At 67.2% G+C, this 24,921-nt stretch carries 31 protein-coding genes; 17 read left to right on the top strand and 14 right to left on the bottom strand.

Going from position 1 to position 24,921, the window contains the following annotated elements:
• The first annotated feature begins 46 nt into the window (after window positions 1-46).
• From Pmi06nite_RS37310 to Pmi06nite_RS37295, 4 genes are all read left to right on the top strand, one after another.
• Window positions 47-1,174 (top strand): hypothetical protein, encoded by a 1,128-nt coding sequence (locus Pmi06nite_RS37310; protein ID WP_203957946.1) that lies wholly within the window; start codon window positions 47-49, stop codon window positions 1,172-1,174.
• 61 nt (window positions 1,175-1,235) lie between these two features.
• Window positions 1,236-2,141, top strand: a complete 906-nt coding sequence (locus Pmi06nite_RS37305; protein ID WP_203957945.1) for a DMT family transporter — start codon at window positions 1,236-1,238, stop codon at window positions 2,139-2,141.
• Window positions 2,142-2,275: 134 nt separating this feature from the next.
• Window positions 2,276-3,412: a sensor histidine kinase gene (locus Pmi06nite_RS37300; protein ID WP_239114468.1), complete on the top strand. Its 1,137-nt coding sequence runs from the start codon at window positions 2,276-2,278 to the stop codon at window positions 3,410-3,412.
• Window positions 3,409-4,065: a response regulator gene (locus Pmi06nite_RS37295; RefSeq protein WP_203957944.1), complete on the top strand. Its 657-nt coding sequence runs from the start codon at window positions 3,409-3,411 to the stop codon at window positions 4,063-4,065. Before Pmi06nite_RS37300 ends, Pmi06nite_RS37295 begins: the two co-directional genes overlap by 4 nt.
• A 26-nt stretch (window positions 4,066-4,091) precedes the next feature.
• Here the strand turns inward: Pmi06nite_RS37295 and Pmi06nite_RS37290 are convergent, their stop codons facing one another.
• Window positions 4,092-4,727 (bottom strand): TetR/AcrR family transcriptional regulator, encoded by a 636-nt coding sequence (locus Pmi06nite_RS37290; RefSeq protein WP_203957943.1) that lies wholly within the window; start codon window positions 4,725-4,727, stop codon window positions 4,092-4,094.
• Between the two features lie 97 nt (window positions 4,728-4,824).
• On the opposite strand from Pmi06nite_RS37290, the gene Pmi06nite_RS37285 reads away from it, so the two are divergent.
• The 4 genes from Pmi06nite_RS37285 to Pmi06nite_RS37270 all read left to right on the top strand — a co-directional run bounded on the left by Pmi06nite_RS37285 (window position 4,825) and on the right by Pmi06nite_RS37270 (window position 9,205).
• Window positions 4,825-5,541, top strand: coding sequence for an SDR family NAD(P)-dependent oxidoreductase (locus tag Pmi06nite_RS37285; protein ID WP_203957942.1), 717 nt, complete (start codon window positions 4,825-4,827; stop codon window positions 5,539-5,541).
• 60 nt (window positions 5,542-5,601) lie between these two features.
• The gene (locus Pmi06nite_RS37280; protein WP_203957941.1) at window positions 5,602-5,841 is read left to right on the top strand and encodes a tautomerase family protein; all 240 of its coding nucleotides are present in this window, start codon (window positions 5,602-5,604) and stop codon (window positions 5,839-5,841) included.
• Between the two features lie 227 nt (window positions 5,842-6,068).
• Window positions 6,069-8,132 carry a glycosyltransferase family 2 protein gene (locus Pmi06nite_RS37275; protein ID WP_203957940.1) on the top strand — a complete coding sequence of 688 codons (2,064 nt, stop codon included), beginning with the start codon at window positions 6,069-6,071 and terminating at the stop codon, window positions 8,130-8,132.
• A 314-nt stretch (window positions 8,133-8,446) separates the two neighbouring features.
• Complete coding sequence (locus tag Pmi06nite_RS37270; protein ID WP_239114467.1) at window positions 8,447-9,205, top strand: phosphotransferase enzyme family protein; 759 nt, start codon at window positions 8,447-8,449, stop codon at window positions 9,203-9,205.
• Between the two features lie 31 nt (window positions 9,206-9,236).
• On the opposite strand, the gene Pmi06nite_RS37265 is transcribed toward Pmi06nite_RS37270, so the two are convergent.
• Window positions 9,237-10,118 (bottom strand): GNAT family N-acetyltransferase, encoded by an 882-nt coding sequence (locus Pmi06nite_RS37265; RefSeq protein WP_203957938.1) that lies wholly within the window; start codon window positions 10,116-10,118, stop codon window positions 9,237-9,239.
• Between the two features lie 172 nt (window positions 10,119-10,290).
• Window positions 10,291-10,995 (bottom strand): SDR family oxidoreductase, encoded by a 705-nt coding sequence (locus Pmi06nite_RS37260; RefSeq protein ID WP_203957937.1) that lies wholly within the window; start codon window positions 10,993-10,995, stop codon window positions 10,291-10,293.
• A gap of 107 nt (window positions 10,996-11,102) precedes the next feature.
• Here Pmi06nite_RS37260 and Pmi06nite_RS37255 point away from each other — a divergent pair, with 107 nt between their 5' ends.
• Window positions 11,103-11,765, top strand: a complete 663-nt coding sequence (locus Pmi06nite_RS37255; RefSeq protein WP_203957936.1) for a CGNR zinc finger domain-containing protein — start codon at window positions 11,103-11,105, stop codon at window positions 11,763-11,765.
• A gap of 37 nt (window positions 11,766-11,802) precedes the next feature.
• Here Pmi06nite_RS37255 and Pmi06nite_RS37250 read toward each other — a convergent pair whose 3' ends face one another.
• Entirely contained in the window at window positions 11,803-12,606 is an 804-nt protein-coding gene (locus tag Pmi06nite_RS37250; protein WP_203957935.1) for a helix-turn-helix transcriptional regulator, read from the bottom strand.
• An 81-nt stretch (window positions 12,607-12,687) separates the two neighbouring features.
• On the opposite strand from Pmi06nite_RS37250, the gene Pmi06nite_RS37245 reads away from it, so the two are divergent.
• Both Pmi06nite_RS37245 and Pmi06nite_RS37240 read left to right on the top strand, forming a co-directional pair.
• Window positions 12,688-13,395: an SDR family oxidoreductase gene (locus Pmi06nite_RS37245; RefSeq protein WP_203957934.1), complete on the top strand. Its 708-nt coding sequence runs from the start codon at window positions 12,688-12,690 to the stop codon at window positions 13,393-13,395.
• A 124-nt stretch (window positions 13,396-13,519) separates the two neighbouring features.
• Window positions 13,520-14,008 (top strand): lamin tail domain-containing protein, encoded by a 489-nt coding sequence (locus tag Pmi06nite_RS37240; protein WP_203957933.1) that lies wholly within the window; start codon window positions 13,520-13,522, stop codon window positions 14,006-14,008.
• Between the two features lie 112 nt (window positions 14,009-14,120).
• Here Pmi06nite_RS37240 and Pmi06nite_RS37235 read toward each other — a convergent pair whose 3' ends face one another.
• A complete protein-coding gene (locus Pmi06nite_RS37235) occupies window positions 14,121-14,825 on the bottom strand; it encodes an alpha/beta hydrolase (protein WP_203957932.1) in 705 nt (234 codons plus the stop codon).
• Window positions 14,826-15,073: 248 nt separating this feature from the next.
• Window positions 15,074-16,048, bottom strand: a complete 975-nt coding sequence (locus Pmi06nite_RS37230; RefSeq protein ID WP_203957931.1) for a helix-turn-helix domain-containing protein — start codon at window positions 16,046-16,048, stop codon at window positions 15,074-15,076.
• A gap of 334 nt (window positions 16,049-16,382) precedes the next feature.
• Here Pmi06nite_RS37230 and Pmi06nite_RS37225 point away from each other — a divergent pair, with 334 nt between their 5' ends.
• Window positions 16,383-17,099: a hypothetical protein gene (locus Pmi06nite_RS37225; RefSeq protein ID WP_203957930.1), complete on the top strand. Its 717-nt coding sequence runs from the start codon at window positions 16,383-16,385 to the stop codon at window positions 17,097-17,099.
• Window positions 17,096-17,419, top strand: coding sequence for a transcriptional regulator (locus tag Pmi06nite_RS37220; RefSeq protein WP_203957929.1), 324 nt, complete (start codon window positions 17,096-17,098; stop codon window positions 17,417-17,419). The genes Pmi06nite_RS37225 and Pmi06nite_RS37220 overlap by 4 nt, the downstream gene beginning before the upstream one ends.
• 220 nt (window positions 17,420-17,639) lie before the next feature.
• Here the strand turns inward: Pmi06nite_RS37220 and Pmi06nite_RS37215 are convergent, their stop codons facing one another.
• Window positions 17,640-17,930 carry a hypothetical protein gene (locus Pmi06nite_RS37215; RefSeq protein ID WP_203957928.1) on the bottom strand — a complete coding sequence of 97 codons (291 nt, stop codon included), beginning with the start codon at window positions 17,928-17,930 and terminating at the stop codon, window positions 17,640-17,642.
• Window positions 17,931-18,626: 696 nt separating this feature from the next.
• A complete protein-coding gene (locus Pmi06nite_RS37210) occupies window positions 18,627-19,262 on the bottom strand; it encodes a TetR/AcrR family transcriptional regulator (protein WP_203957927.1) in 636 nt (211 codons plus the stop codon).
• Window positions 19,263-19,317: 55 nt separating this feature from the next.
• On the opposite strand from Pmi06nite_RS37210, the gene Pmi06nite_RS37205 reads away from it, so the two are divergent.
• Together Pmi06nite_RS37205 and Pmi06nite_RS37200 are read left to right on the top strand one after the other, a co-directional pair.
• Window positions 19,318-19,764, top strand: coding sequence for a hypothetical protein (locus tag Pmi06nite_RS37205; RefSeq protein ID WP_203957926.1), 447 nt, complete (start codon window positions 19,318-19,320; stop codon window positions 19,762-19,764).
• On the top strand, window positions 19,761-20,171 hold the full coding sequence (locus tag Pmi06nite_RS37200; protein WP_203957925.1) for an ester cyclase: 411 nt from the start codon (window positions 19,761-19,763) through the stop codon (window positions 20,169-20,171). Before Pmi06nite_RS37205 ends, Pmi06nite_RS37200 begins: the two co-directional genes overlap by 4 nt.
• Before the next feature lie 70 nt (window positions 20,172-20,241).
• On the opposite strand, the gene Pmi06nite_RS37195 is transcribed toward Pmi06nite_RS37200, so the two are convergent.
• From Pmi06nite_RS37195 to Pmi06nite_RS37175, 5 genes are all read right to left on the bottom strand, one after another.
• Window positions 20,242-20,685, bottom strand: coding sequence for a pyridoxamine 5'-phosphate oxidase family protein (locus tag Pmi06nite_RS37195; protein WP_203957924.1), 444 nt, complete (start codon window positions 20,683-20,685; stop codon window positions 20,242-20,244).
• Window positions 20,686-20,764: 79 nt separating this feature from the next.
• Window positions 20,765-20,932 carry a hypothetical protein gene (locus tag Pmi06nite_RS37190; protein WP_203957923.1) on the bottom strand — a complete coding sequence of 56 codons (168 nt, stop codon included), beginning with the start codon at window positions 20,930-20,932 and terminating at the stop codon, window positions 20,765-20,767.
• A gap of 124 nt (window positions 20,933-21,056) precedes the next feature.
• Entirely contained in the window at window positions 21,057-21,491 is a 435-nt protein-coding gene (locus Pmi06nite_RS37185) for a YdeI/OmpD-associated family protein (protein WP_373317357.1), read from the bottom strand.
• A gap of 112 nt (window positions 21,492-21,603) precedes the next feature.
• Entirely contained in the window at window positions 21,604-22,017 is a 414-nt protein-coding gene (locus tag Pmi06nite_RS37180) for a VOC family protein (RefSeq protein WP_203957921.1), read from the bottom strand.
• 42 nt (window positions 22,018-22,059) lie between these two features.
• Window positions 22,060-22,743: a hemerythrin domain-containing protein gene (locus tag Pmi06nite_RS37175; RefSeq protein ID WP_203957920.1), complete on the bottom strand. Its 684-nt coding sequence runs from the start codon at window positions 22,741-22,743 to the stop codon at window positions 22,060-22,062.
• A gap of 132 nt (window positions 22,744-22,875) precedes the next feature.
• Here Pmi06nite_RS37175 and Pmi06nite_RS37170 point away from each other — a divergent pair, with 132 nt between their 5' ends.
• Both Pmi06nite_RS37170 and Pmi06nite_RS37165 read left to right on the top strand, forming a co-directional pair.
• Window positions 22,876-23,766, top strand: coding sequence for a LysR family transcriptional regulator (locus Pmi06nite_RS37170; protein WP_203957919.1), 891 nt, complete (start codon window positions 22,876-22,878; stop codon window positions 23,764-23,766).
• 40 nt (window positions 23,767-23,806) lie between these two features.
• A complete protein-coding gene (locus Pmi06nite_RS37165) occupies window positions 23,807-23,995 on the top strand; it encodes a suppressor of fused domain protein (RefSeq protein WP_203957918.1) in 189 nt (62 codons plus the stop codon).
• A 657-nt stretch (window positions 23,996-24,652) separates the two neighbouring features.
• Here the strand turns inward: Pmi06nite_RS37165 and Pmi06nite_RS37160 are convergent.
• The coding region (locus Pmi06nite_RS37160; protein WP_505882835.1) for an NAD(P)-binding domain-containing protein at window positions 24,653-24,921 on the bottom strand (269 nt) is incomplete at its 5' end.

Below are 24,921 nucleotides of genomic sequence, written 5' to 3'. Positions count from 1 at the left end.
ACATTTCTTGTCGCCTGCGTGGCGCCGTCAGTGGTGCGGACGCATAGTGGTTGCTCGGCGGAGCGACCGACTGTCGCCGCATTCGAATTCCTCGGCTGGGAGGAAAGCAATGCCGCAGATGCTCTACTACCCCGGCATGACGCCGCCGGAGTCTGCGTTGTTCCAGGCCGTTCTCTACTGGGATTCGGTGGCGAGCATCGCACCCCACGAATGGCGCCGGTATGCGGAGCGGACCGAACGCAGCAGGACGCTGTTACGGCTGGCGGAGTCCGGGCTGTATGAGCCGATCTCGCTATGGGGATACCCGAGTGCACTCCACTCCACGTTCGAAACGGAACTCGACCGCCTGCTGAAGCACGTGTCGCGCGAAGATCTGGTACCGCCGGAGGAGGATCCAGCGGCCGACGCCGTCAGCAACTGGTATTCGGTGAGCAGGTTCCCCCCGGCCTGGACCCGGCTACTGCTCGAAGAAGGGCTGGCACGGGCACGATCCGCGGATGACCAGGTGACCGAAGTGTGGGTCGATACGAAGCTTCGTCACATGATCTTCGCGGTCGCCGCCGACCATCTCGTACGCGCCGCCGCGGGGAAGGGCGCCACCGGGCCGACGCGGTCCACCTACACCACCGACAAAGAGTTCTTCTGGGCCGTGAACGCACCATCCGCGAATGAGGGCGCGGGCCCCTGTCTGGAAGTGGACTTGGGCGACCTGCTCCCCATGCCCGCTCCGGGCACCGACCTCGAGAAGGTGATCGCCTTTCGAACGCGCTACGACGACGAACGACGCCGCGTGATGCACGAGCTTCGGAAGATGCAGTTCAACCTCGCGCGGTATTACGGCGAGAATCCGCACGAGGTCATGGAGGGAATGCGCCTGGAGTTGCGAGACGCGATCGGCGACCTCGACAAAGCGGCCAAGGCAAGCAAGATGACGTGGGTGCGTAGCGGCGTTTTCGCGTTCGTGGCCGTGACGGCCGGGGCGGCGGCAACGGTTCTGCCCATGTCTGAGCCGTTCTCCTGGCCACTCGGTCTCCAGGTCGCGTCGTGGGCGGCGCTGTCGATGGCCGGGAACGCAACGATCAACCTCGCCACGAACAAGATCGCTGCTACGCGCGCAGATGACGAGGTCTACCGCTACCTCCAGCGCACCCGGGACGACTTTCCACACGCCTGACCGTGTGGCGTCGGCCGGATTCACCTGGCGGTGTAACCATCATTCCCCGTACAGTGGTTACGTGATCCTGGGCGTCTCGCTCGCGCTGCTGTCAGCGATCGCCTTCGGCGTGTCCGACTTCCTCGGCGGCTTCGCGGCGATGCGCCTCCGTGTCGTACCGACGACGGCGATCATCTATCTGCTCTCCACGTTCATCCTCGCGATCATGGTGGCCCTGGGCGACGGGGCATGGTCGTCCGCCTCGGTGCTCTCAGGGTCGGCCGCGGGCGTCTTCGCGATCGTCGGATTCCTGATGTTCTACGCGGCGCTGGCCGTCGGGCCGATGAGCCTCGTGTCGCCGCTGATCGCCGTTCTCGAATCCGCCGTGCCGATCGCCGTGGCCATCGCACGCGGCGAGCGTCTGACGTTCTGGTCCTGGGTCGCCGTATGCCTGGCCGTCGCGAGCGGAATCCTGATCTCGGCCCAGCGGGGGGCCGGCCCCGCGCGGGTACGGGTGCGCCTACGAACCGTGGTGCTCTCCGTGGTCGCCGGCATCAGCCTGGGTCTTTCCATCGTCTCTTTGGACTTCGCGCCGAGCGAGTCGGGTCTCACGTCCGGACTCGTCGAAAGCGCGGTGGGCCTGATCGTGCTGGCGCCTCTCCTGGCCCTGTCCTCCGGCAGCGTCCGGGTCCGGTACGTCCTGTCGTTGCTGGACACCGATGCGGATCAATCGCGTCTGCCGTCTCCCGGCCGGAGCCGCGCACTGGGCGTCACGGCCGGCGTCCTGCTCGGGGCCGCCAACGCCCTGCTCCTGCTGGCACTGCGGTCCGGCAGCCTCGCCGTCGTCTCCGTGCTGGTCAACCTTTATCCCCTGGCCACGATCGTCCTGTCGCGTGCCGCGTTGAAGGAGCGGATGGCGCCGGTGCAGACCCTCGGAGTCATGCTGGCCATGGCCGCGACCGTGTTGCTCGCGCTGGCGCAGGCGTGACGGGCATCGGCGGAGGACGTCCTCGGGCGGAACCCCACCGGACGGAAGCACGACCGTACTCCCCGACCGGACGGAAGCATGACCGTACTTTCGGCCGATTCGGTGCGCGTACGGATTCTCGTAGCCTGGGCGGTGTGAACGTACGGGAGCGGCTGGCCGGGATCGCGGTCGATGCCGGGCTCGGCGTCGTGTTCGCCGCGGTGCTCGCCGTCACGGCCGTCGGCATCGCGGACAGTTGGGGCGGCGGCTACTGGCAGTTCGACTGCGCCGCCGGAGCCGTGGTGTGCGTGATCGCCCTGGTGCGCCGGCGTGACCGGGCGTGGGCGGCGATCGCGGGCCTGGCCGTCGCGGCGGTCGCCATCCTGGCCACCCGGTTCGTCCATCTGCCCGCCGAACCCGGCCCCGCCATGACTTTGGCTCTGTCCGTTCTCGTGGGATCGGCGATCAGGTGGCTTCCTGTCCCATCGGCCGGCGCCATCGCGTCCGCGGGGTTCGCGGTGGTCGCCGGCACCTGGCTCGCCACCCCTCCGGACTCCTCCGGCGCGGTGCCCCGGCTGAACGGCGCGGGATGGCTCGCCGCCCTCGCGATCGGGTTGTTCCTTCGGCAACTCGACAACCGCCGCCGGGCCGTCGCCGAGAAGGTGCGCCGGGACGAACGCCTGCAGTTGGCCAGAGAACTGCACGACGTGGTCGCCCATCACATCACCGGCATCGTGGTCCAGGCCCAGGCCGCCCGGCTCGTCACCCGTAAGCACCCGGAGAGGTTCGAAGGCTCATTGGCAGACATCGAGGCCGCCGGTTCCGACGCGCTGGCCGCGATGCGCCGCGTGGTCGGCCTTCTGCGCGACACCGACGACGCGGCCCCCGCGACACCCGGCCCGGAACAACTCAGCGACCTGGTCAAACGCTTCGACGGGCACGGCCCCGAGGTACGCCTGCGGTTGCCCGACGACGAATCGGTATGGCCACCCGAAGTGACCAGCACCGTCTACCGGGTCGTCCAGGAATCGTTGACCAACATCGTCCGTCACGCCCGGCATGCCCGTTCGGTCACGGTCAGCGTCACCCAGGATCGGCAGGCCGTCACCGTCGAGGTCGTCGACGACGCGGCACCGGCCCCGGTCCGGTACCACCACCGCGGCGGGTACGGCCTGGTCGGGATGCGTGAACGCGTCGAGATCCTCGGCGGCACGCTGTGCGCCGGCCCGCGCCCCGGGGCCGGCTGGTCCGTGCTCGCCACCCTGCCCGTCCCCGCTCGGGAGCCCCGATGACCATCAAAGTGCTGCTGGCCGACGATCAGGCGATGGTACGCGGCAGCCTGCGGATCATCCTCGAAGACCAGCCCGACATCAGCGTGGTCGCGGAGGCGTCGGACGGCGTCGAGGCGGTCGCCCTTGCCCGGCGGCTGCGCCCGGACGTGTGCCTCGTGGACATCCGGATGCCCCGGCTCGACGGCATCGAGGTCACCCGCGCCCTGGCCGGCCCAGGTGTCCCGGATCCGCTGCGGGTGGTCGTGGTCACCACCTTCGACCTCGACGAGTACATCTACGGTGCGCTGCGTGGCGGGGCCGTCGGTTTCATCCTGAAAGACGCCGGCCCCGTCCTGCTCGTCGAGGCCGTCCGGGCCGCAAGCGTCGGGGACGCCCTGGTCTCGCCGTCGGTCACCGTACGGCTGCTGCGCCGTCTGGCGGCCGCGGCGACACCGGCCACCGGCCGGCCCACGCGGGCGCTGTCCGAACGGGAGACCGAGGTCGTCCGGGCCATCGCCGGCGGGCGCACCAACCAGGAGATCGCCGCGGAGTTGTTCATCTCGCTGAGCACGGTCAAGAGCCACCTGTCCGGCATCCAGGCCAAGCTCGGGGTGCGCAACCGGGTCGAGATCGCCGCCTGGGCCTGGGAGAACCGCATCGTCGGTACGGCGTAGCCCCGGGCGACCTCGAGGCCGCCGCGTCAGGCGCTCCCGGCGACTCCCGGCCGCGTCGGATCGGGGTCCACGACGCCCAGCAACGCCAGGCAGTTGCGCCACATCGCCTCGATCTGGCCGGGGTCGTTGAGCAGTTTCGCGAACAGCACCTGGCCCTCCAACTGGGCCACGATGGACTGCGCGGCGGTGTGGGTGTCCACCGTGGCGGCGGTGTCGCCACGCTCGTGCGCCTCGGCGACCACCTTCTCGATCAGCTTGATCTGTTCGTCGAAGATTTCCTGCAGCCGGTGTCGCACGTCGTCGGCCTGGTTGCTGAGCTCCAGGGCGAGGTTGCCGAACAGGCAGCCGACGACGGTGCCGTTGTCCTGTTGACCGATGCGCTGCACCTTCTCGGTCGCCTCGAACAGGTCCCGCAACCGCTGCAGCGGGGGACGGTCGGCGCCGAGCAACCCGGTCCACTGCCGGCGTTGTTCGGTCCAGTGCTCGTCGATCACGGTGAGCGCGAGAGCCTGCTTGGACTCGAAGAAGTGGTAGAAGCTGCCCTTCGGCACGCCCGCCGCGGCGCAGATCTCCGCGACCCCCAAGGCGGTGTAGCCACGCTGTTCGATCAGTGTCTGCGCCGCCGAGAGGATCTTGTCTCTCGCGTCACTGGTACGTCCCATGGTTGCGAGTATACGACCAGTCGTCTAGCTTAATAGTAGACCGGTCGTCTCAAGGATCGGCAGATCACATTCCCTCATCTGAAAAGGAGTCTCAACCATGGGTACCGACCGAGGACAGAAGGTCGCTGTGATCACGGGAGCATCACAGGGCATCGGCGCCGGCCTGGTCGACGCCTACCGAAAGCTCGGCTACGGAGTCGTCGCCACCTCACGCTCGATCACGCCCTCCATGGACGCGGACGTCGTGACCGTGCAAGGCGACATCGCGGACGCGGCCACGGCCGACCGCGTGGTCGCGGAGGCGCTCAGCCGCTTCGGCCGCATCGACACCCTGGTCAACAACGCCGGCGTCTTCATCGCGAAGCCGTTCACGGACTACACCGAGGACGACTTCGCCACAGCGACCAGCGTGAACGTCACCGGCTTCTTCCACATCACCCAGCGCGTACTGGGTCCCATGATCGAGCAGGGAGGCGGTCACATCGTCACCATCACGACCAGCTTCGTCGACCACCCCAACTCCAGCGTGCCGTCCGTCCTCGCCTCGCTGACCAAGGGCGGCCTGGCGGCCGCCACGACCTCACTGGCCATCGAGTACGCGACTCGGGGCGTGCGGGTGAACGCCGTCTCGCCCGGGGTCATCAAGACTCCGATGCACGCCGTCGAGACCTACGAGACACTCGCCGGCCTGCACCCCGTCGGCCGCCTGGGCGAGATCGGCGACGTCGTCGACGGCGTGCTCTATCTCGAGTCGGCGCCCTTCGTGACCGGCGAGATCCTGCACATCGACGGCGGCCAGAGCGCCGGCCACTGAGCACACCCAGCCGGCCACCGAGTAGACCCATACGACCGACGAACCGACAGGACCGGAACGATGCCAGTCGTCACGATTCACATCACCCGTGAGGGAACCGAACCCGGCGCGGACGCCGCCACCCCCGAGCAGAAGGCCGCGCTCATTCACGGCGTGAGCAAACTCCTGCTCGACGTGCTCGACAAACCGATGGAGTCCACCTTCGTCGTCATCGACGAGGTCGAGACGGAGAACTGGGGCTGGGGCGGCCTGCCCGTCGAGCAGTTCCGCGCCAGACAGCGCTCACGCGACTCCGAATAGCCGATCCGGGCGCTTCCAGGCGCACACGCCGGCCGTGCGTACGGCGGGAGAGCAGTGACAGATGCCCACCAAATGTGATCTAGATCACATTTGGTGGGCATTTACAACTTTTCTCGCGATCTAGGCGTCTTTAGCTCGTTGGTTAATTAGGCATGGCCTCGCAAAGGCGCGACTATGAATGCGGCCTGAACGGGCTGGTCATACATATGCGCAGGAGGCGGTTCGCGGTGTCAGCCAAGGTGAGCGTCATCGTCCCGGTCTACAACCCAGGCAAGTACATCGAGCCCTGCATCGATTCCCTCCTCGGCCAGACCCTCGCGCCTGGGGACCTCGAACTGCTCTTCGTCGATGACGGGTCGAGCGACGACACCCCCGCGCGCCTGGACAAGCTCGCCGCGGAGCACTCCCACGTCCGCGTCATCCACATCCCCAACTCCGGATGGCCGGGCAAGCCGCGCAACATCGGCGTGGCCGAGGCCCGCGGCGAGTACGTGCACTTCGTCGACCAGGACGACTACCTGGCTCCCGACGCCCTGCGGCGGTTGTGGGAGATGGGCCACCGCAACGGCTCGGACATCGTCTTCGGCAAGGTCGCCAGCAACTTCCGCGCCGTCCCGCACGGCGTCTTCCGAGTCAACCGCGAAAAGTGCACCATCTACGACACGTCGCTGGTCGACAGCCTCACCCCGCACAAGATGTTCCGTACGGAGTTCCTGCGGGAGAACAAGATCGCTTACCCCGAGGGCAAGCGCCGCCTCGAAGACCAGCTCTACATGATGGAGACGTACTTTCCCGCGAAGGTGGTCTCCATCCTCGGCGACTACACCTGCTACCACTACTCCAAGCGCGACGACGGCAAGAACGCCGGCTCCGCCAAGATCATCCCGTCCGGCTACTACGGCAACCTGCGCGAGGTCCTCGACGTCGTCAACGCCAACACCGAGCCGGGCGAGTTCCGCGAAGGACTGCTGCGCCGCTTCTACCGTGTGGAGATGCTCGGCCGGCTCAGCGAGCCCTCCGTCGTGAAGTACGCCCCCGAATACCTCGACGAGATGGTCGACGCCGTCAAGGAACTCGCCGACGGCTACATCAACGACGGCGTCCACGACGGCCTCGGCGCGGTCCTTCGGATCCGCTCGACCCTTCTCCGCCGCGACCAGCGCCAAGGGCTGGTGGAGATCGCCCGCCGGGCCGCCTCCGTCAAGGGCCACGCCCGCCTGGAAGACCTGGCCTGGGAAGAGGACGGCAGGATCGTCGTCACCGTCAGCGCCCGGCTGGTTTACGGGGACGACAGGGCTCCGCTCTCCCTGCTGCGCCGCGGCGACCGGTACTACCTGCACCCGGACTTCCACCAGGGCGTTCTGGCGGACGGCGAACTGGTCGACGTCACCGACGAACTGGACGACTTCAAGGCCGAGGTGAGCATCCGCGACCGCGACACCGCCGTGGAGTGGCCGTGTCCGGCGGAGTTCGAAACCTCCGTCGACGAGCTGGAGCGGCTCGCCGACGGCGATGTCCGCTGCCAGGTCGTGTTGCGCGGCACGGCTTACCTCGACCCGAAGGCGGTGGGGGGCCGCGACGCCCTGACCCGCGGCGCGTGGGACGTGTGGGTCCCGGTGCGCGGCCTCGGCCTGGTGCGCAAGGCCCGGCTCGGCGCCGACCGCGCCGCCCACGTCGACGGCCACTGCCTGCCCGCGCTGCTGAGCAAGCCGGCCCAGCTCACCATCCCGTACTTCACCGTCCCGCAGGGCAATCTCAGCCTGGACGTGGACCGCAGCGGCAAGAAGCTGGGCACCGCCCTCGCCAAGCGTGAGGTGTCGCGCGTGCCGGACGACGACGGCGAGCTGGCCGTCCAGTTGGCGGTCGTCTCCCACTCCGCCACCGCCCCCACCCGCGCCTGGTTCGTGCTGCGCGGCAAGGGCGACGACTCGGGTTCCGTCGCGCTGCCCGCTGTGATGGAGCCGGTCGGCGGCAGGATCCGCCTGCGCACCACCGACGGCGGCCAGTCCCCCTTCGCCGGCCTGCGCCCGGGCACCTGGCGGCTGTTCGCCCGTCTGGACGGCCACGCCGGCCCCGAGCTGAAGATCGGCCAGGTCCGGGTCGACGCCCACGGCCGGCTCCGGTTAACCGACAAATCAGGCGCCGTCGCTCCCGCTGGGGCGTCCTCTACGGATGGCGGACGGCCGGCGAAGCCCGGCATCCTGCGACGGGTCGGCCGTCCGATGATCAACCGGCTCAGCCCGGACGCCCGTGAGAGGCTGCGCAGCGTGGCCTCCAAGCTCGGCGCGTAAGCACCTCACCCCGTGGCCTGCCGGCCCACGCACGATGGTCGGCAGGCCACGGCGTAAAGCGGCCGCAGGCCCTCGTTCGTGATCGTGCCGTCGGGTGGCTTCCGGAAACGTTGTCGACAACTCCGGTGCGATCGGGGCAGACTCGCGTTCGTGGTCCCCTGGAAAGCCCGCCCACCTGCCTGCCTGATGAGCCGTACGGCAGAGCGACGATGGTGTCGTGGAACCCGATGAACCGCCGGCCACCGCCGGCAAAGGTCGGCCGACGCGATGAAGAGCCACTGGTCGGCGATGGTGTCACCGAGGGAATCGTGCGGGTGGGCGACACCGTCCGCCGCCCGGTCCGGCCCTTCACCACGACGGTCCAGGCCTACCTGGCGCACCTGCATGCTGCGGGTTTCTCGGACGCTCCGGTTCCCCTGGGCCTCGACGACCAGGGCCGCGAGGTGCTCTCGTTCGTTCCTGGCGAGGTTCCCCGCGAACCCCTGCCGCCGTACACGGCGGGCGAAGAGGTCCTGATCGAACTTGCGCGGCTCATCCGCCGCCTTCATGACGCCGCTCACGGCTGGGTGCCACCTGCGGACGCGGCCTGGGGAAGAACCCCCGGAGCGCGAAACACGACGTCGACCCCCGATGGGGAACCCTTGCTGGTGAGTCACCGCGACTACTGCCCCGGCAACGTCGTCTTCCGAAACGGCCTGCCCGCGGCGCTCATCGACTTCGACCTCGCCAAACCGACCACGAGGGTCGACGATCTGGCCAACGCCGTCTACTACTGGGCGCCCCTGCTGCATCCCGAGGACAGGGCGCCCGCGTTCACCGACCTCGACGTCCCTCGCCGCGTCGCCCGGTTCGCCGACGTCTACGGCATGACCATGCCCCAGCGTCGGGCCCTGGTCCCCGCGGCGACAGCCATGATCCACCGCTTCCACGTCAACATGCGCGCGGCCGCCGACGTCGACCCGGTGTTCAAACGCCTCTGGGAGGAGGGCGTGAAGGACCGGCTGCCTCGGGCCGAAGCCTGGATCCACGACCAGGGCCCTGCCATCGACGCCCGGCTCACCGCCGGCCGCTGAAGACCTGACGATCCCTGTCCTCGGGAGCCTCCTACAGATCGAGCTGGTACTCGTACGTCTTGTGTGTCGGCACGTAGCCGAGCGCGTCGTTGATGGCTCTCATGTGGGTGTTGCTGTCAGCGGTGTCGGTCAGCAGGCCGCCGAGGGCCGGGTGACGTTCACGGGCCTGCCGGATCGCCTCTGCCTTCATCCAGCGGCCGAGGTCATGCCCCCGGTGCTCGGGGAGCACACCGGTGCCGTAGTGCTGGGCGTCACCTCTGCCGTCGCCGGGGACGACCAGTTCGGTGAATCCGACGATCGAGCCGTCGGACTCGTCGACGGCGACGACGGTGTGCAGGAGGTCGCCGCGCTTCTCAACGGCTTGCGCCGCGGTCCGGACTCGATCGACGTCCCAGCTCACCGTGCCGTAGTCGGTGTCGTCCATGGGCATGTCGTCCATGGCGCGACGTGAGGCGGCGAACGTCTCGGCGAGGTCGTCCGGGACGGTTCCGTCCCAGGCGTCCAGCCGGTAGCCGGGATGCGGCCGTTCGATGATCTCGGTCAGGGCGCTGATGTCCGCCGTCGCGAGCGGCAACCGGGTGAACGTCAGAGTGAGAACCCTGCGGAAGCCCCTGGCCGCCAGGAACCGGTCTCCGGGCGATCCGGCTTCGGCCTGCGTGATGACACAGCGTCGGTTCTCGCTTCGGGCGGCGGCCACGGCTGCGTCCAGCAGGAGAGAGCCGGTGCCTTCGCGTCGCTCGGCCGGGTGCACGTTCAGTTCCAGCTCGGCGCGGTGGTCTTCTCCGTCACGGGTGAAAAGACGCAGGAAGGCAGACCCTACGGGAATCGCGTCGGCGTCGGATGCCAGCCAGGCCAGCCGGTGGCTGTTCGGGTCGCGGTCGGGGTCGGTCAGTGGGGTGATGCTGATCGGCACGCTGTCTCCGTGGTGAGGGGGCGGAAGATGTCAGAACCCGGACTCGGCTGCTGAGCGCTCATACGCATCTGCCGCACACCTCCTCATCGACGGCGCCCACCCACACGATGGACGGCTCCGCGGACGCTATGGGCATCAGCGCATCGACTGCAACGGGTTTTAACGACTTCCCTCAGTTCGTCACGGCCAGTCCTTCGACCGGGCCGGAGAGGGCGGCCTTGAAGTGACGGCTGAAGTCGTCCGCAAGCAACTCGGACTCCCCCTTCTGGAGGGCCGCGACGATGTCTGCGGCCACTGCACGCGGGTCGTTCTTGGCGCCGTCCAACCGGCGGACCAGGTCGGTGTCGGTCAGAGCGAGTTGGACGCCGAGGACCTGGGTGCCCTGCGCGGCGAGTTCCACCCGGAGCGAGTTGGTCATCGACACCAGGGCGGCCTTCGCTGCGCCGTGGGTGCCGGAGCCGGGGAATCCGGCGATCCACGACGTCAGCGAGTGCATGTTGACCAGCGCGCCGCCTCCGTTCGCCGCCAGAACGGGCGCGAAGGCCTTCGCGACGCGCAGCGGGCCGAACGCCACGATCCCGAAGACCCGGGCGACCTCCTCCTCGTCGTCCTCCAAGAGCGGTCCGAAGGTCATGATTCCGGCGTTGTTGACGACGACGGTGACGTCACCGGCGACTCGCGCGAGCTCAGCGGCGGCACGCGGGTCCGCCAGTTCGAACTCGAGCGGGACGATCCTCGGGTCGTCCTCGGTCACCGGCTCGCGGGAGGTGACGTACGCCTTCGCGGCCCCGGCACGCAGAAGCTCCCGCACGATCTCCTTGCCAAGTCCTCGCTGTCCACCCGTGACCAGGACGGTCGCTCCACTGACAGTGGTCATTCCACACTCCTTCGAAAGACGCCCTGTCGTGCGACAGAGCCATAAGGCGCTTTGCCTCTGTCCCAGAGTGCTCGCTTCCAGCGACGTAGTCAAATAAGCTCTTACCTATGTCATGGTTGGCGACTGAGAGATTCGGGGCCCGGACCGCTCCTGCCGGACTCGCGCTGGTGCAGGAGTTGGTGAACACGCATGCCGTCGAACGTGACGGCCCGGATCTGCTCACCGACCGCACGTCGGCTGAGGACTGGCTGCGCGGGGCCGCCGACGAATGGGCCCGCAGCCGAGGGCTCGATTCCCCCGGACTGTCACTCCCCCAGGCGGACTTGGAGGCGCTGCGGGAACTCAGGACGACCGTGGAGAAGATGCTTGCGGTTCCTCCCGGTGAGCGGCCTGTCGACATGGCCGGTACACAGGCCGGCGTCGAGCAGCGCGCCCAGGTGAGCCTCGTCTCCGACGGTGAGGGGCGGGTGGGGATGGTCCCCTTCGGCACGGGCAGCAGGTGGCTGGAGTCGGCCGTCTGGTCAGAGATCCTGCTGGCCCAGCAGGACGGCGACTGGGCCCACCTCAAGTTGTGTCGCGAGCCCGGGTGCCGATCCGCCTTCTACGACACGTCCCGGAACAGCAGCGGGGTCTGGCACAACGTACGCACGTGCGGCAACATGGCCAACCTCCGCGCCTCCCGTATCCGCAAGAAGACGCGGACCCCGGCGGACGGCGGCGCCGATCACAGCCCAGAGCCGGCGAATCCGCGGGACACTCCGCCTAACTGACCGGCCCGGACCCGACTCAACCCGAGAGACATACCGGTCATGCGACCTGGGCGGCCAGGTGACGCAGGGCGCGAGCGGTCGGCGTGCCCGGATCCGCGGTCATGAATACGACCTGCTGGTCGTCGTCCGGGGTGATGAGGATGTCGCAGTTGATGCGAAGCCGACCGAGTTCGGGATGCGTCATGGTCTTCGTCCGGTGGCCGGGAGCGCACACCGGGTTGGTGGCCCAGATCTCGTTGAACTCCGCGCTGCCCGATCTGAGCTCGGACAGAAGGGCGGCAAGGGCCGTGTCGTGGGGATACCGATCGGCTGCGGCCCGCAGCCGAGCCACCGCGAACTCACCGAACTCCTCATGGCCCGTGGTCAGCACCTCATCACGGAACAGGAAGCGCCGGCGGGCCAGGTTGGGCTGGGCGCGGAGGTTGCCGAGTAGCGCTTCGGCGAGCGGGTTCCAGGCGATCACGTCGTAGGTGGCCGCGGTGACGACGACCGCGGTTTCCGGGACCCGGCGCAGCAGGCCGTCAACGTACGGGCGAACCTCCCGCGGCGGTCCGGCGGGCGACTCCGGAGCCACGCCTGCCAGCCGGAACAGGTGCGTCCGCTCGGCAGGCGCGAGCCGGAGCGCACCCGCCAGAGACTTCAGGATCCGCGGCGACGGGCGTGGCCCCCGCGCCTGCTCCAGCCGGACGTAGTAGTCAACCGACATGCAGGCCAGGTCGGCGACCTCCTCACGGCGCAGGCCTGGCGTGCGGCGCCGGGGCCCCGCGGGGAGGCCGACGTCACCGGGGCGCAGCCCCTCCCGCCGATCGCGCAAGAAACGGGCCAGTTCGTCTCTCACCATTCGATACCTCCCGGGTCGTCCTTTTCACTGGTATCGATTGTGCCTGGATCGGTCGCCTGGCCGGCAGGCACCCTCGACGACATGGACAACTCGATCGCACTGGTCACCGGTGCCAACAAGGGCATCGGCAAGGAGATCGCGCGCCAACTCGCGGCCGCGGGTCTCACCGTTTACGTCGGCTCGCGCGACGCCGCGCGCGGAGAGCGCGCCGTCGAGGAGATAGGCGGCGACGCCCGACCGCTCGTCCTGGACGTGACCCACGCCGCGAGCATCGCCGACGCCGCGCGCCAGGTCGGCGCGCTGGACATCCTGATCAACAATGCCGGAATCTCCGGCGATGACGAGACACCCGACCGAGAGGACGTCGACACCTTTCGCCTCATCTATGAGACGAACGTCTTCGGGGTCGTCGCGGTGACCAACGGCTTCCTGCCGGCGCTGCGGCGGTCCGCGCACCCCCGGATCGTGAACATCTCCAGCGGTACCGGATCGCTGACCTGGGCCACCGGACCGCAGTTCCCGCACCGAGGCGGTTACGCCGCCTACCGGTCGTCCAAGGCCGCGCTGAACGCACTGACCGTGTATTACGCCCACGCACTGGCCGGTGACGGCATCAAGGTGAACGCACTCGCACCCGGCCTGCGCCGGACCGACCTCAACGCCACGGCCGCCACCAGCGGCGGCGACCCAGCCGAGGCCGCGGCGGGCGCGATCCGGCTGGCGCTGCTGAAGGACGACGGCCCCTCCGGGGAGTTCTTCTCCTGGGACGGGACGCCGGTCCCGTGGTAGGAGACGGGCCCCTACGCGCAAAGTCCCCGAGAGATACCAAACCGATGCGGGAACGGTCCATCGGTACTTATCGCCATCAATATGATCAACTCGCAGTTCATGTCCCCCACCTCAGGAGTCTCCTGTGCGTGCTCGTTCCCTGCTGTTGGCCACCTCGCTGGCCGTCGGCGCGGTCGTCGTCGCTCAGCCCGCGTATGCGGCCGGCCCGGCCATCCAGATCACCAAGATCTACTACAACTCGTACGGCCGCACCTCCGACACTCCCGTCACGAACAAGAAGCTCAACGGCGAGTACGTACAGATCAAGAACACCACGAAGAAGGCGGTCAGCCTCAAGGGCTGGACCCTCCGCGACAAGCAGAGCACCACCTCGGGTCACATCTTCAAGTTCGGCGCGTTCACCCTCGGCGCCGGCAAGACGGTCACCGTGCGGACCGGCAAGGGCAAGAACACCTCCGCCAACCGCTACTGGGGCAGGAGTTTCAGCCTGGGTACTTTCGCCTACATCTGGAACAACACCTCGGACACCGCGTACCTGCGGAACGCGTCCGGGACGCTGAAGGACTCCTGCGCCTACAAGTCCTCGTCGAAGGTCTACTCCAAGGCCTGCTGAGCCCCGGACCTACATCCCGACGGCGCGTCGTCGATCGTCCACAGTGATGTGTCCCCTGGCCCCTATCGCAGACCAGGGGACACACGCGGATGTGAGCGCTTTTCAGCGCCGTTCAAGATGCGAGTTCGCCCCTGAGCAGTGCCGCCAACTCTGACGGCATCGACAGGAACGGGCTGTGGGAGGAATCCAGGCGATACACCCGCTTCGCCCGCTCAGCCATCGCCTCCTGAGCGAACGGGGGGATGGCGTTGTCCGCCGTGCAGATGATGTACGTGCTGGGAATGGTGTGCCAGGCGGCCCCGGAGACCGGTCCGGTCTGCGAGGAGTACGACGCGGGGACCAGTTTCTCTATCGCCTCCGCGGCGAGCTCGGAATCGACGTCGCCGTAGAAGACGTCCTTGGCCTCGTCCTCGGCCACCCGGATGACGCCACCCTCGGGGCCCTCGTCCTTGCTGATCAGCCACCAGGACGGCGGCACACCGCCCGCACTTCCCAACAGGGACTCTCCCTCGTCGACCATCGCGGCGGCGAGGTAGACGATTCGCTTGACGTTGTCCGCGCCGGCCAGCGCCTCGGTGACGACAGATCCGGCGTAGGAGTGCGCCACGACGACGACAGGGCCGTCGATAGCGGCTACAGCGGCGGCAACCGTATCGGCGTCGTCCTGAAGCGTGCCGAGTGCTCCAAGGTCGCTCCCGCTACTGGGACAGGCCACCGTGTGCACGTCCACGTCGTGAAGTTGCTCGATCACCCGGTCCCATACCCAGGGACGGTGGTACGCGCCATGCACGAGAAGGAGTGTCGGTTGCGTGCTCATAGGCCCTCATTAGTGCTCGGGGAACAGTGGCCGCGACAAGGAATCGCGCCCGTCGACTTACATGCGTCAACGCCGAAAGACGTGACCTCGTGGGATCAGCGGCAAATATAGGTTTTGTACCGTGCGGTAACTTGCCTTGCCGTGCAAGGCTCCTTGCCTTCCCGTGCAAGGCTCCGCCCGGCACCTGTACGGGTCCCCGTGGCAATGGAGATCTTCCGGCGTGGGGTGCTCGTCCGGGCGTCCGGCGGTCACTCTGTTTCGGCTGGAAGCCGACGATTCCTATGGCGCCACTCGCGAGGGCTTACACCATAAGCGGCCTTGAATACACGGCTGAAATGGGGCGCGCTGGCAAACCCCCACCGGTGGGCGATCGCCTCGATCGTCGTGAACTGATGTAGGGGCGAGGCCAGTTCCAGTTTGCACTTCTCCAAGCGCTGAGACCTGACCCAATCGCCGAGTGAGATGCCGGCCTGAGACAAAGTCAAGTAGAGCTGGCGCACGGAAATGAAGTGCTCGGCGGCGATACGCTCGGCACTCAGATCGCGCTCCGCCAGATGGAGACGTATGTAAGTCATGACGCGTTGCAGGAGAGTGTGATGCAAAGGCTCCCTGGCCAGGTCGTCACACCCAAGGCCCGTAGTGACCACAGCCCTGATCAATTCGATACAGGGCTGCGCCAACAGGCCGGCGTCAGTCTCGCCGATAGTGGCCTGATTGCGGGCCAACCGGGAGATGAATGCCGCCGCGGTATCCACAACCGGGCGTTCCGCACCGAGTCGCACAGATGTGATCCGACCCAGCAGGGACGGTGAGAGACCAAGGATGCGATTGGGAACACGAAGGGTGAACGCGGTCACGGTGTCCTGAAACAAAACACTGTAAGGATTCACGTTCTGGAGCAGAACCAGATCTCCCGGCCGTATTTCCGCCTGCCTGCCGCCCTGGTCGAATCGGGACACTCCTGATTTCTGGAGACCGACGAAAATGTGCGGTTCAACGTCATCAGTCATTGGGCCGGCGGCCCGCCGAAGGGCAGCCACGTTCCAGTGGATGCTTGAGATTTCTACCGAGCCCAGCGCGTTGGTAATCGTAACGGCCCTGATGAGATCCGGATTCGAGGGAAAGTCCACCTCTGATCGGCCATTTAACGTCCGCGAGACTTCACGGATCGCCTCTGCACGATCGTTGGGAGGCAGGGACTCCACGTCGAATCGAACTGCCATGTGGAACTCCTCCCGCATGAAGTCGCCGGCGCCACGGTGTCCCCCCGTGCGTCACCGCGGCGCAGTCCTCGACGTCCAGTGCGGCGACCGGAGCGCGGCCCGGTGACAGCGATCAAGTGGACCAGGATCTCGATGGAGCGCGGCCGTCCGCCAAGTAGCTATGACGCGCGATCGGGTTCGAATGTTCCTCAGACCCTGGGATGCCCACCGGAATGCGACGGGAATGGGCTGCGTCCGCCGAAACGGCAGGTCAGGCGGTAGATCCAGTCCGCGGCAGGCCGCGAATCTTGGGAAGTATGTTGCGAAGAGTGATTTGTGATGCAAACCTAATGCCGTGACAGACGAATCGGCTCTCTCCGCGGACATCGCCCGGCAGGTCTTCTCGACCACGGAACACCTCACCCGACGTGTGCGCCAGGCACAGCGCGGCACCTGGTTCCCGCTCGTGCTGCTCGGCCTGGTGGTCGTCGCAGCCGCGCCCTTCTACCGCTTGGGGCGGCACGTCGTGACGTGCGACCCGGCCCTGGGCGCCCGGGGCGGCGTGGAGCTCATCTACAAGGGCACCTGTGTCCAGGTCGTCGGCTGGCCGGCCGGCGTCTACTGGATCTCCGCCTTCGTCCTGGCATACGCGGCGATCGCCGCCTTCTATGTCCACCGGGCCCGTAGTCGTGGAGTGGGCGCCCGCATCCTGCCGTATGTCGGCGCCGGAGTCGCGGTCGGGCTGATCTTCGGTGTCTTGTCGGGATGGGCGCAGCAACTGAACCTGGCGGGCATGTCACCGTCCGGCCCGGTCGCCGTCGGCCTGGTGCCGCTGATCTCCATCAGCCTGGCCCTGTTCGTCCTGGCCCGCGTGGAACGCAGCTGGGCCGTGCTCAGCTTCGCCATCGGCTATCTGGTGGTGACGCTCCTGGCCTGCGGCATCGGCCCGCGCCTGAACATCGACGTGAACCTCTCCCCGACGTGGAGCTTCCTTCCCGCCCTGGCGCTGACCGGTGGCGTGCTCCTCCTGGGCGGAGCGGGCTTCGCGCTCGCCGAGCGGCGCCACGCATGACCCACCCCGCGAACGGGCTCGACGACGTCGTTCACCAGCGCGTACGGCTGGGCATCCTGACCATCGCCCACGAAGCACGGCGGGTGGAGTTCGGCTTCCTGCGTACGACGCTGGACCTGACGGTCGGCAACCTCTCCCAGCACCTCACCGTCCTGGAGAAGGCCGGCCTGATCACAATCGAGAAAGGCTACGAGGGCAGACGCGGCCGTACGTGGATTCACCTCACGCCGGCCGGCAAGAAAGCCCTGCGCGACGAGATCTCCCGGCTGAAGGAGCTCATCCGACAGGTCGAAGAGACCCAAGAGGGGGACCTGACCTGAGCCCTCGGCCGGCGGGCCGCCTGACCCTCTGGAGCAAAACCGGCGTCCGGACGTGTTAGCAAGATCCGCAATTTGGCCGGACAAACGCAAGGCCCCTGATGGCGAACCGCCTGTTCAGGGGCCTTCTCATATGGACAGCACCTCCCCCACCCGGGACCTCGACCTCTTCGATACAAGATCGTCGAGCGGGGTCGGTGCCTGATCGACTCAAGTTGCGCTTCTATCCGGGGACGCGGGCTGCCATGAGTTCGTGCTCCAGGATGTCGGCACGCGGCAAGGTGAGGTCGAAGTGGGTCTCGGCCACGCGCAGCATCGAACGTTCGGCCTCACGAGAAGGGGGCGCGCTGCCGCCGCCGTTCGCGTCCGGAATGAGGCCGGCATGCCGGAGCGCTTCCGTCAGCGGGCCGTTGTTCGTCCCGGTGACGTCGCGGGTGCCGAGTTGGAAGCACGCGGAAATCTCGCCGTCCTCGGCGTGCACGAGCAGGACGATCGCATTGCCGTTGTCAATCATCGAAACGGCCTCTGTTCCCGGTACTGGGTTCAAACCAGTGACCTCTCGCTTGTAAGGCGATGGCAACAGGTGTCTGAGCTTGCTATCCCAGTGCTGTACAGCCTCCGTCTGGCCCGGAGTTCGCCTCAGCCGTCTATCTCGGGACGCCTTGGTACGCCGGGCGGCTCGAACAATCGGGGTAGCGGCTCTTCGGGGGAGAGCCTGTTCGGGCCGTGCTTAGCCCGGCGGGGTTCCGTGTTCACGCTCATCCGGCGCTTCTCATCGAGGGGCACATGCCCCGACTGGCGCCTTGCCTGGCGCTTCGCTACGTATACGTTCATGGCCATCAGCAATCGCACGAAGACAGCGAGGCCAAGACCCACGCTGCCAGGCAGTGCCCAAGGAATGGGCGCCTCCCCGCTCACCCATAGAGCCAAGGTGAGCCCAGCGAACGCAACCCCGCCAGTACCCGCGCTGGAGAGCATCGGATGCCGGTAGATCCAGCGCTGTAGCCGATGCGGAGTCGGAATGAACTCCCCGAGCACGTCGCCGAGCAAGTCCAGCAACACGTACGTTGCTCCATCCAGACAAAAGGTTCGAGGCCGACACAAAGCAACGACCGGCACACACGACGCCCTGTCCTGATCGCTCGTCTGCTGTCGACCCATCCGAAAGGACAGCGGGCCAGCCGCCAAGCGCTACTCAGACGCGGCGGTTTTAGGTCGTAGCCGGCAGGAGTAGCTGGTTGAGGGTGTCGCGCAGCCACTTTTCACACTGGTCGTAGGGCCAGCCGTGTTCGGTGTGGAGTTGCGCGTAACTGTCGGTGGACAGCAGCACCGCGATTGTGGTGGCGGCGGTCGCGGTGTCCAATCCGGGGCGTAGCGCGTTGAGCCGTGCGAGGTGTCGGGCGCAGGTGGTGGCTCCGTCGCGGTGGCGGACGGCTCCGGCGGCGTACGCGGCGGCGAGGTCTGCATCGACGTGGGCACCTGAACGTAGTCCGGTGATGATGTCGTGGCAGCGCTCGTTGAGCTGGCGGGTTAAGCGCACCATCAGCGAAATGACCTCGCGCGCGTCCTGCGATCGCTGGATCTGTGCGGCCAGTTGCGGGATCTCGGCGATGGCGTCCACCTCGTCGAGCATCGCGGTGATCAATTGCGGCTTGGTGCCGACACTCGCGTAGATCGTTTGTACGGCCACGCCTGCCTCCCTGGCAATGTCTGCGACCGAGGTATGCGCGTATCCGTGCTGGGTGAACAGTTTCGACGCGGCCAGGATGATGTCCCGGCGAGTCTGGGCCGCCTGGATCTGGCGTCGATTGGGCCGGGAACCGTCTTGCGCCGCCACGCCGTTCACCTTAATCTCATTCTAGTCACCGTAATGTCGTTCTAGTCACCTGAGTGAGTAGCCAATGACGACCCTACCGACCCCCGCCCGCGCCACTCGGATCACTGCGGCATCCGCCGCCGGTATCGCCGCCCTGGCGGCCTTCGCCCTCGGCCGCGTGATCTGGCCGGACCCGCCCGGCGCGATGACCCCGTCGGCGGATCTCCTGCCCTACTTCCTGATCCTCTCCGTGGTCGAGTCGCTGCTGTTCGGCGCAGGCGTCGCGTACGCCATCGTCGGTCTGCCCGCCGCGCGACGCACGGCCAAATCCGCCGGGCAGGCCTGGGCGCTGTATGTGAGCGTCTGCTTCATGCTGCTGAGCTGGTGGCCGCACGACAACCTGCACCGCGTCCTGGACCACCACGACTTCGCGGGCCTGGCCCGCATCGAGTACCTGTTCCATGTCCCGCTGATGGCCGGCGCCGCATGCGTCGCCCTCTACACCCTGCAAGCTCGCCGGGAGGCGCGATGACCAGGCACGAGGAGATCATCCGCGGCGTCTACCGCGACCTGTTCGAAACCGGCGACACCGACCTCGCCGACCGACTGGTGACCACCGACTTCGTCGACCACGCCGCACCGCCCAGTCCCGCTCCGCCCGGCCCCGACAACCTCAAGGCCACCGTCGCGTTCCTGCACTCCGCGCTCGGCGACATCCGCTACGAGGTCCACGAAGTGCTGTCGGCCGGAAACCGGGCAGCCTACCGGGCCACCCTCTCCGCCACCCAGCACGGTCCGTTGTTCGGGCATCCGCCCACCGGTGGGCGGTTCAGCATGCAGCAGATCCACATGGTCCGCTTCGACGGCGACCGGATCGCCGAGCACTGGGCCTGCCGAGACGACCTCGGCGCTCTACGCCAGCTCGGGCACCTGTCCTGACCCGTAGAGATCCGCGACGTGGATGACCAGATCAGCACGGTGAAACGCGAGATGGAAGCCGCCATCAACGCTACGTCTGCCACTTGCCGTTGACCATCAGATCCCGTCCTGCGATCTCGTTGACCTCGCGCCAGGCCTGGATCAGTTCCGGCAGGATGTGGAAGTACGGGTAGTCACGCTGCTCGCGGGGGTCGAACCCGGTCTTGGTCGCGAACGCGTCGGCGACCTCGTCGGTGATCCCGTCGGCGACGACCGCGGATCCTTCGATCAGGACCACGTCGCGGGTCGGCCCGATCGTGAGCCGGACCCGGCTGCCGACGCGGAGATTGCGGGCCGTGGGATTGCCCGCCGCCGTCGAGATCAACAGCGTCTCGCCGTCCCAGAGGAACGACAGCGGCACCAGATACGGCGTACCCGCTCGGTCGGCGGTGGCCACCCAGGCGTCGACGTCTTCGTCGAGGCGGCGCCGGGTGTCCTGTATGCGCTGCGCGAGCGATCGAGGCGGGGCCTTCATGCGTCGGGTCTCCTGTTCCGGATACGGGTGAGGAAGGTCGGACGCCGTGGCCCGCGGTGACACCGTCGGGCCACGGAACTCAGTTCGCTGCCTGCTTGACCAGCACGGGGATCCGCTCCTCGCCGGCAGGAGCCCGCAGGAGGTCGCGCCAGTCGGCGGGCCAGTTGGCCGGCGCGAGGATGCCCATGATGACGAGGTGGGTCGGCGCGGCCCAGTACTTGATCACGGCGCCCAACGCGAAACTCAAAGGCAAGAAACAAGTACAGACCGGTCGGAAGGCGTTTCGACGTATCTGTTGTTTCGGGGAGAGTCGGGCAGGGTGATGCCTCCGCACGGTGATTGCATTGCCGCCGGAGTCTTACCTTCGGGGGTCAGCCCCGCAGGGTGGTGATGGCCTTCTCGATACGCCGCCGGCGCGTCTCGGGCTTCTTCGCACTCTCGATGGCGCGTACATGCTCACGTTTGTGGCTGTACGCGAGAGCGTCGTACGCGGCGCGGGTGACGGGGTCGGCGTCCAGAGCCTGTGCGAAGTCCTCTGGCTCGACGACGACGCGCGGCTCGGTGTCGAGCTCCAATTCGACCTCGACCTCGTCGCCGATCGCAACACCTGCGGCCTGCCGGTTGGCATTGCTGAGACCGAGCAGGTGGCGGCCGCGCAGGAGGGCGACCCGGCTCTTCCAGGAGTGCCCGTTCACTGTGATCGTCACGGGCGGCCGCGGGCCCCCGCCGAGCGCTGCTATCACCTCGGACGGAACTTCTAGGCCCCGCATGGGCTCAGGTGGCTCAACGTGGGCCCGAAACTTCATGATCTTCTCCTGTTCGTCCTGCCGGTTCACCGGCACTCGGGGTCACAGCCGTCCGGGACGGCAGCGACAGCCCGCCCCACCATCCCGGACGGCTGTGTGACAAGGTTCGCGGCTACTCCGCGTAGGGCTGGTCGGTGCCCTTGGGGCTGTAGCCGAGGCTCCAGATGTAGCCGTCCGGGTCGGCGAAGGAGCCGCCGTACCCGCCCCACGGCAGAGCGCCGGCGGGCTTGAGGACCGTGGCGCCGGCCTTCTCGGCCTCCGCCATGACCTCGTCGACCCGCGTCTCGCTGCGGACGACGTAGGTGAGGACCAGTCCGCTGAAGCCGCTGCCTTCCTGGTCCGTACCCACCTGAGCGGCCAGGCCTTCACGGCTGTAGAAGCCGACGGGCGAGGCGCCGTCCGATGCGAAGAACACCGAATTCCCGAAGTCGCTCTGGATCTTCCAGCCGAGCCCCTCGGTGTAGAACTGCTTGGCCCGATCCATGTCCCGGACGCCAAGAAGGATCGAGCTGACGTGTGCCTTCATGCCTTACTCCCTTACAAGGATGGTTATGCGGTGCATGGGTGGTCATGTGCCCGGTTCTTCAAACCTGACCGATGCCGCCGGTGATGACCGTTCCTTCTGCTGATGCCACCGGTCGAGGGCCGCATAGGCGGGTCGCCACTGGTGCTGGTAGGCCTGGCGCGCCGGTTCGGTGAGTTGCGCCAGCATTGCGACGACGGTCTGGTCGCTCGCGCCGTCCAGGAGCCACGGCAGGATTCTGGGTACGGCGGGACCGATCCGCTGGGCGTGGATCCGCCCGAAGCGATTCCACTGCTCCTGGGTGACGGCCGCCTGAATCAGCGGAAGCGCCTGGTCCTCCTCGTGCCTGAGGTGTCCGGTGAGGCCGGTGACCAGGGAATCGGTGAGATCCCCGAGCCGGTCCAACCCGTCCTCGGACGCGGCCAGTACCTCATCGATCGCCTCGATGACCTGGTCGATGGCGGCGTGTTCTGCCTCCATCGCCTCCAGCAGCGTCAGGTCGGCCGGCCGGTCGGCCAGGATCTGGCGCAGCATGGGCCACAGCGCGTCGTCCTCGGCGGCGTGGTGGATGTGCAGGGAGGTCTTGAACAGCTCCCAGCCGGCGGCTGTGCGCAGGACGGCGCCCGGGTCGGCGCCGACCAGGGTGGTGACTCTGGCCAGGTGCTCGGCTTCCCGGCGCAGCGCGTCATGCATCGCATACATCGCCGTCGTGTCGAGCTCGTCGCTCACGGCCAACTCCTTCGACGGGGCCACCACTTGCGGTCTTGGACGTCTCCCACTGTGGAGTGGCGGCGTGCCAGCATCAACGTGAGATTCCGAGCGATCCGATAACTTGGCGCTTATAACGCGACTAGGAACAACATGGAACATAGGGACATCGAGATCTTTCTGACCCTGGCCGAGGAGCTGCACTTCGGCCGAACGGCCGCCCGGCTCCACGTGTCCCAGGCGCGGGTCAGCCAGGCGATCAGCCAGCAGGAACGCCGCATCGGGACCCCGTTGTTCGACCGCTCCAACCGCCGCCAGGTCCGCCTGACCCCGGTCGGCCGACAGTTGCGCGACGACCTGCTCCCGGTTTACGCGGGCCTACACGAAAGCCTCGAACGCGCCCGGATGGCATCCCGCGGCATCAACGCGCGGCTGCGGGTGGGCATGCTGCCCTTCAACGTCCACGACCTGCATCCGTACTGGCGAGCATTCCGCGACCGGCACCCGCAATGGGAACTGCAGTTGCGCCGCGCCCCCCTCATCGACCCGTTCGCCGGGCTCCGCAACGGCGACATGGACGTACTGATCGCCTGGCTACCCGTGGAAGAACCCGATCTCACCGTGGGCCCGATCCTGTTCACCGACCCACGAGTCCTCGCCGTCTCCGCCGAGCACGAATTGGCCGGCCGGTCCTCCGTACCCCTGGAAGCGCTCGGCGACTTCCGACACGCCACCGCCCCCCACATGCCGGACTACTGGGAGAACAGCTACCTCCCCTTCCACACCCCGCGTGGCCAGACCATCGAACGGATCGAATCCATCACCAACCCCGACGAGCTGATCAACCTGGTCAGCACCGGCGAGATCGTCCACAACTTCCCCGCCCACGTCACCCGATATTGGGCGATGGCGCACCTGCAGTGGCTACCCATGCCGGACATGCCACGCCTGACCTACGCCCTGATATGGCAGACCGAGGCCGAAACCGACCTGATCCGAGCACTCGCCCAGACGATCCACGACCTCGGCCCCACCCACGGCTGAGCAACGTCGCGATCACCAGCAACAGCTCAGCTTTCTGTTCGTGTCTCTCCCCTATCCGCTCGGTCCCGAATTCGAATACGTGGAAGAGGGCGTCCGCATTCTCTGGCTGCTGCCGATCACGGCCGGTGAGGCCGACATGACCACACGGGCAGGGATCGACGTGTTCGAGGAACTGATGGAGACGCAGGGTGTCAACTTCCTCGATCCTCGACGGCCATCTGTTGCCTGAAACGGCAGATGATCGGGCCCGCCGGGGACCTTCACAGCCCGGACTCGACAGGGGTGGGCGATCAACGATCACAGTTCTGGCAACGCCACCGTCCGGACCAGTCCTCGAAGGTACTCGGCGGCGGCTTCGGCCTCAGGGTCGTAGGTCTACGTGCCGGGATGCTCTTCCAAGGCCATCAGATCTCCTGTTAGCAAGGGTATTAGCAAGATCCGCAGTTTGACCGGACAAACACAAGGCCCCTGACGGCAAAATGCCTGATCAGGGGCCTTTCCATGTGGAGCCGCCTTGGGGAATCGAACCCCAGACCTTCTGTTTACAAGGAAAAGGCAGCTGCCTCGTCAGGGACGCGCCCTCCTGGTCAATTGGTAGATGCGAGCTGGCGGCGGCCGATCGTGTAAGTCGACGTTGCTGTGCGGGTTGCTGTACAGCACCCCCCTGGCTCCCCTTCAGGAGGCTCTTCTCGCGCATAATCCGAAGTGAACGGACGGTCCCGAGTGAGAGCCGCTGTACCACGTACTGAGCTGCAACCATCCTCGTCGGACCTTCGAGCTGAGCCGTCCTCCGCCCCCCTGACCACTTGCGAGAGTCTCCTCGGTAGGGATCACTCACCGACATTGGTGTCCGGCCATCAGCGGATTTCGGTGATCTGTCGTGAGTTCAGCCCTGGAACTCGTTGACGCCGAGAGCGAAGTCCCAATGGCCGAGCCCGTTACCGGCAAGGCCCATCGTGACCACACCCATACCTTCCAGCCAGTGCGCCATCTTCAAACCGCCGACGTCCAGAGGGCGCAACCCGAGGCTCTCGACGAACGTCGCAAATCTCGCCTTGGCCTGCGCGTCGTCGCCGGCGAAGAACACGTTGGGCCGCCCGTTCTCCAGGACGCCACGGAAGATGGTGTTGAATGCCTTCACCACGCTCGCGCCGG

Source organism: Planotetraspora mira (assembly GCF_016863275.1).
Lineage (GTDB): Bacteria > Actinomycetota > Actinomycetes > Streptosporangiales > Streptosporangiaceae > Planotetraspora > Planotetraspora mira.
Note: the sequence above shows the minus strand (reverse complement) of the source record. Positions and strands in the feature narration are given on the sequence as shown.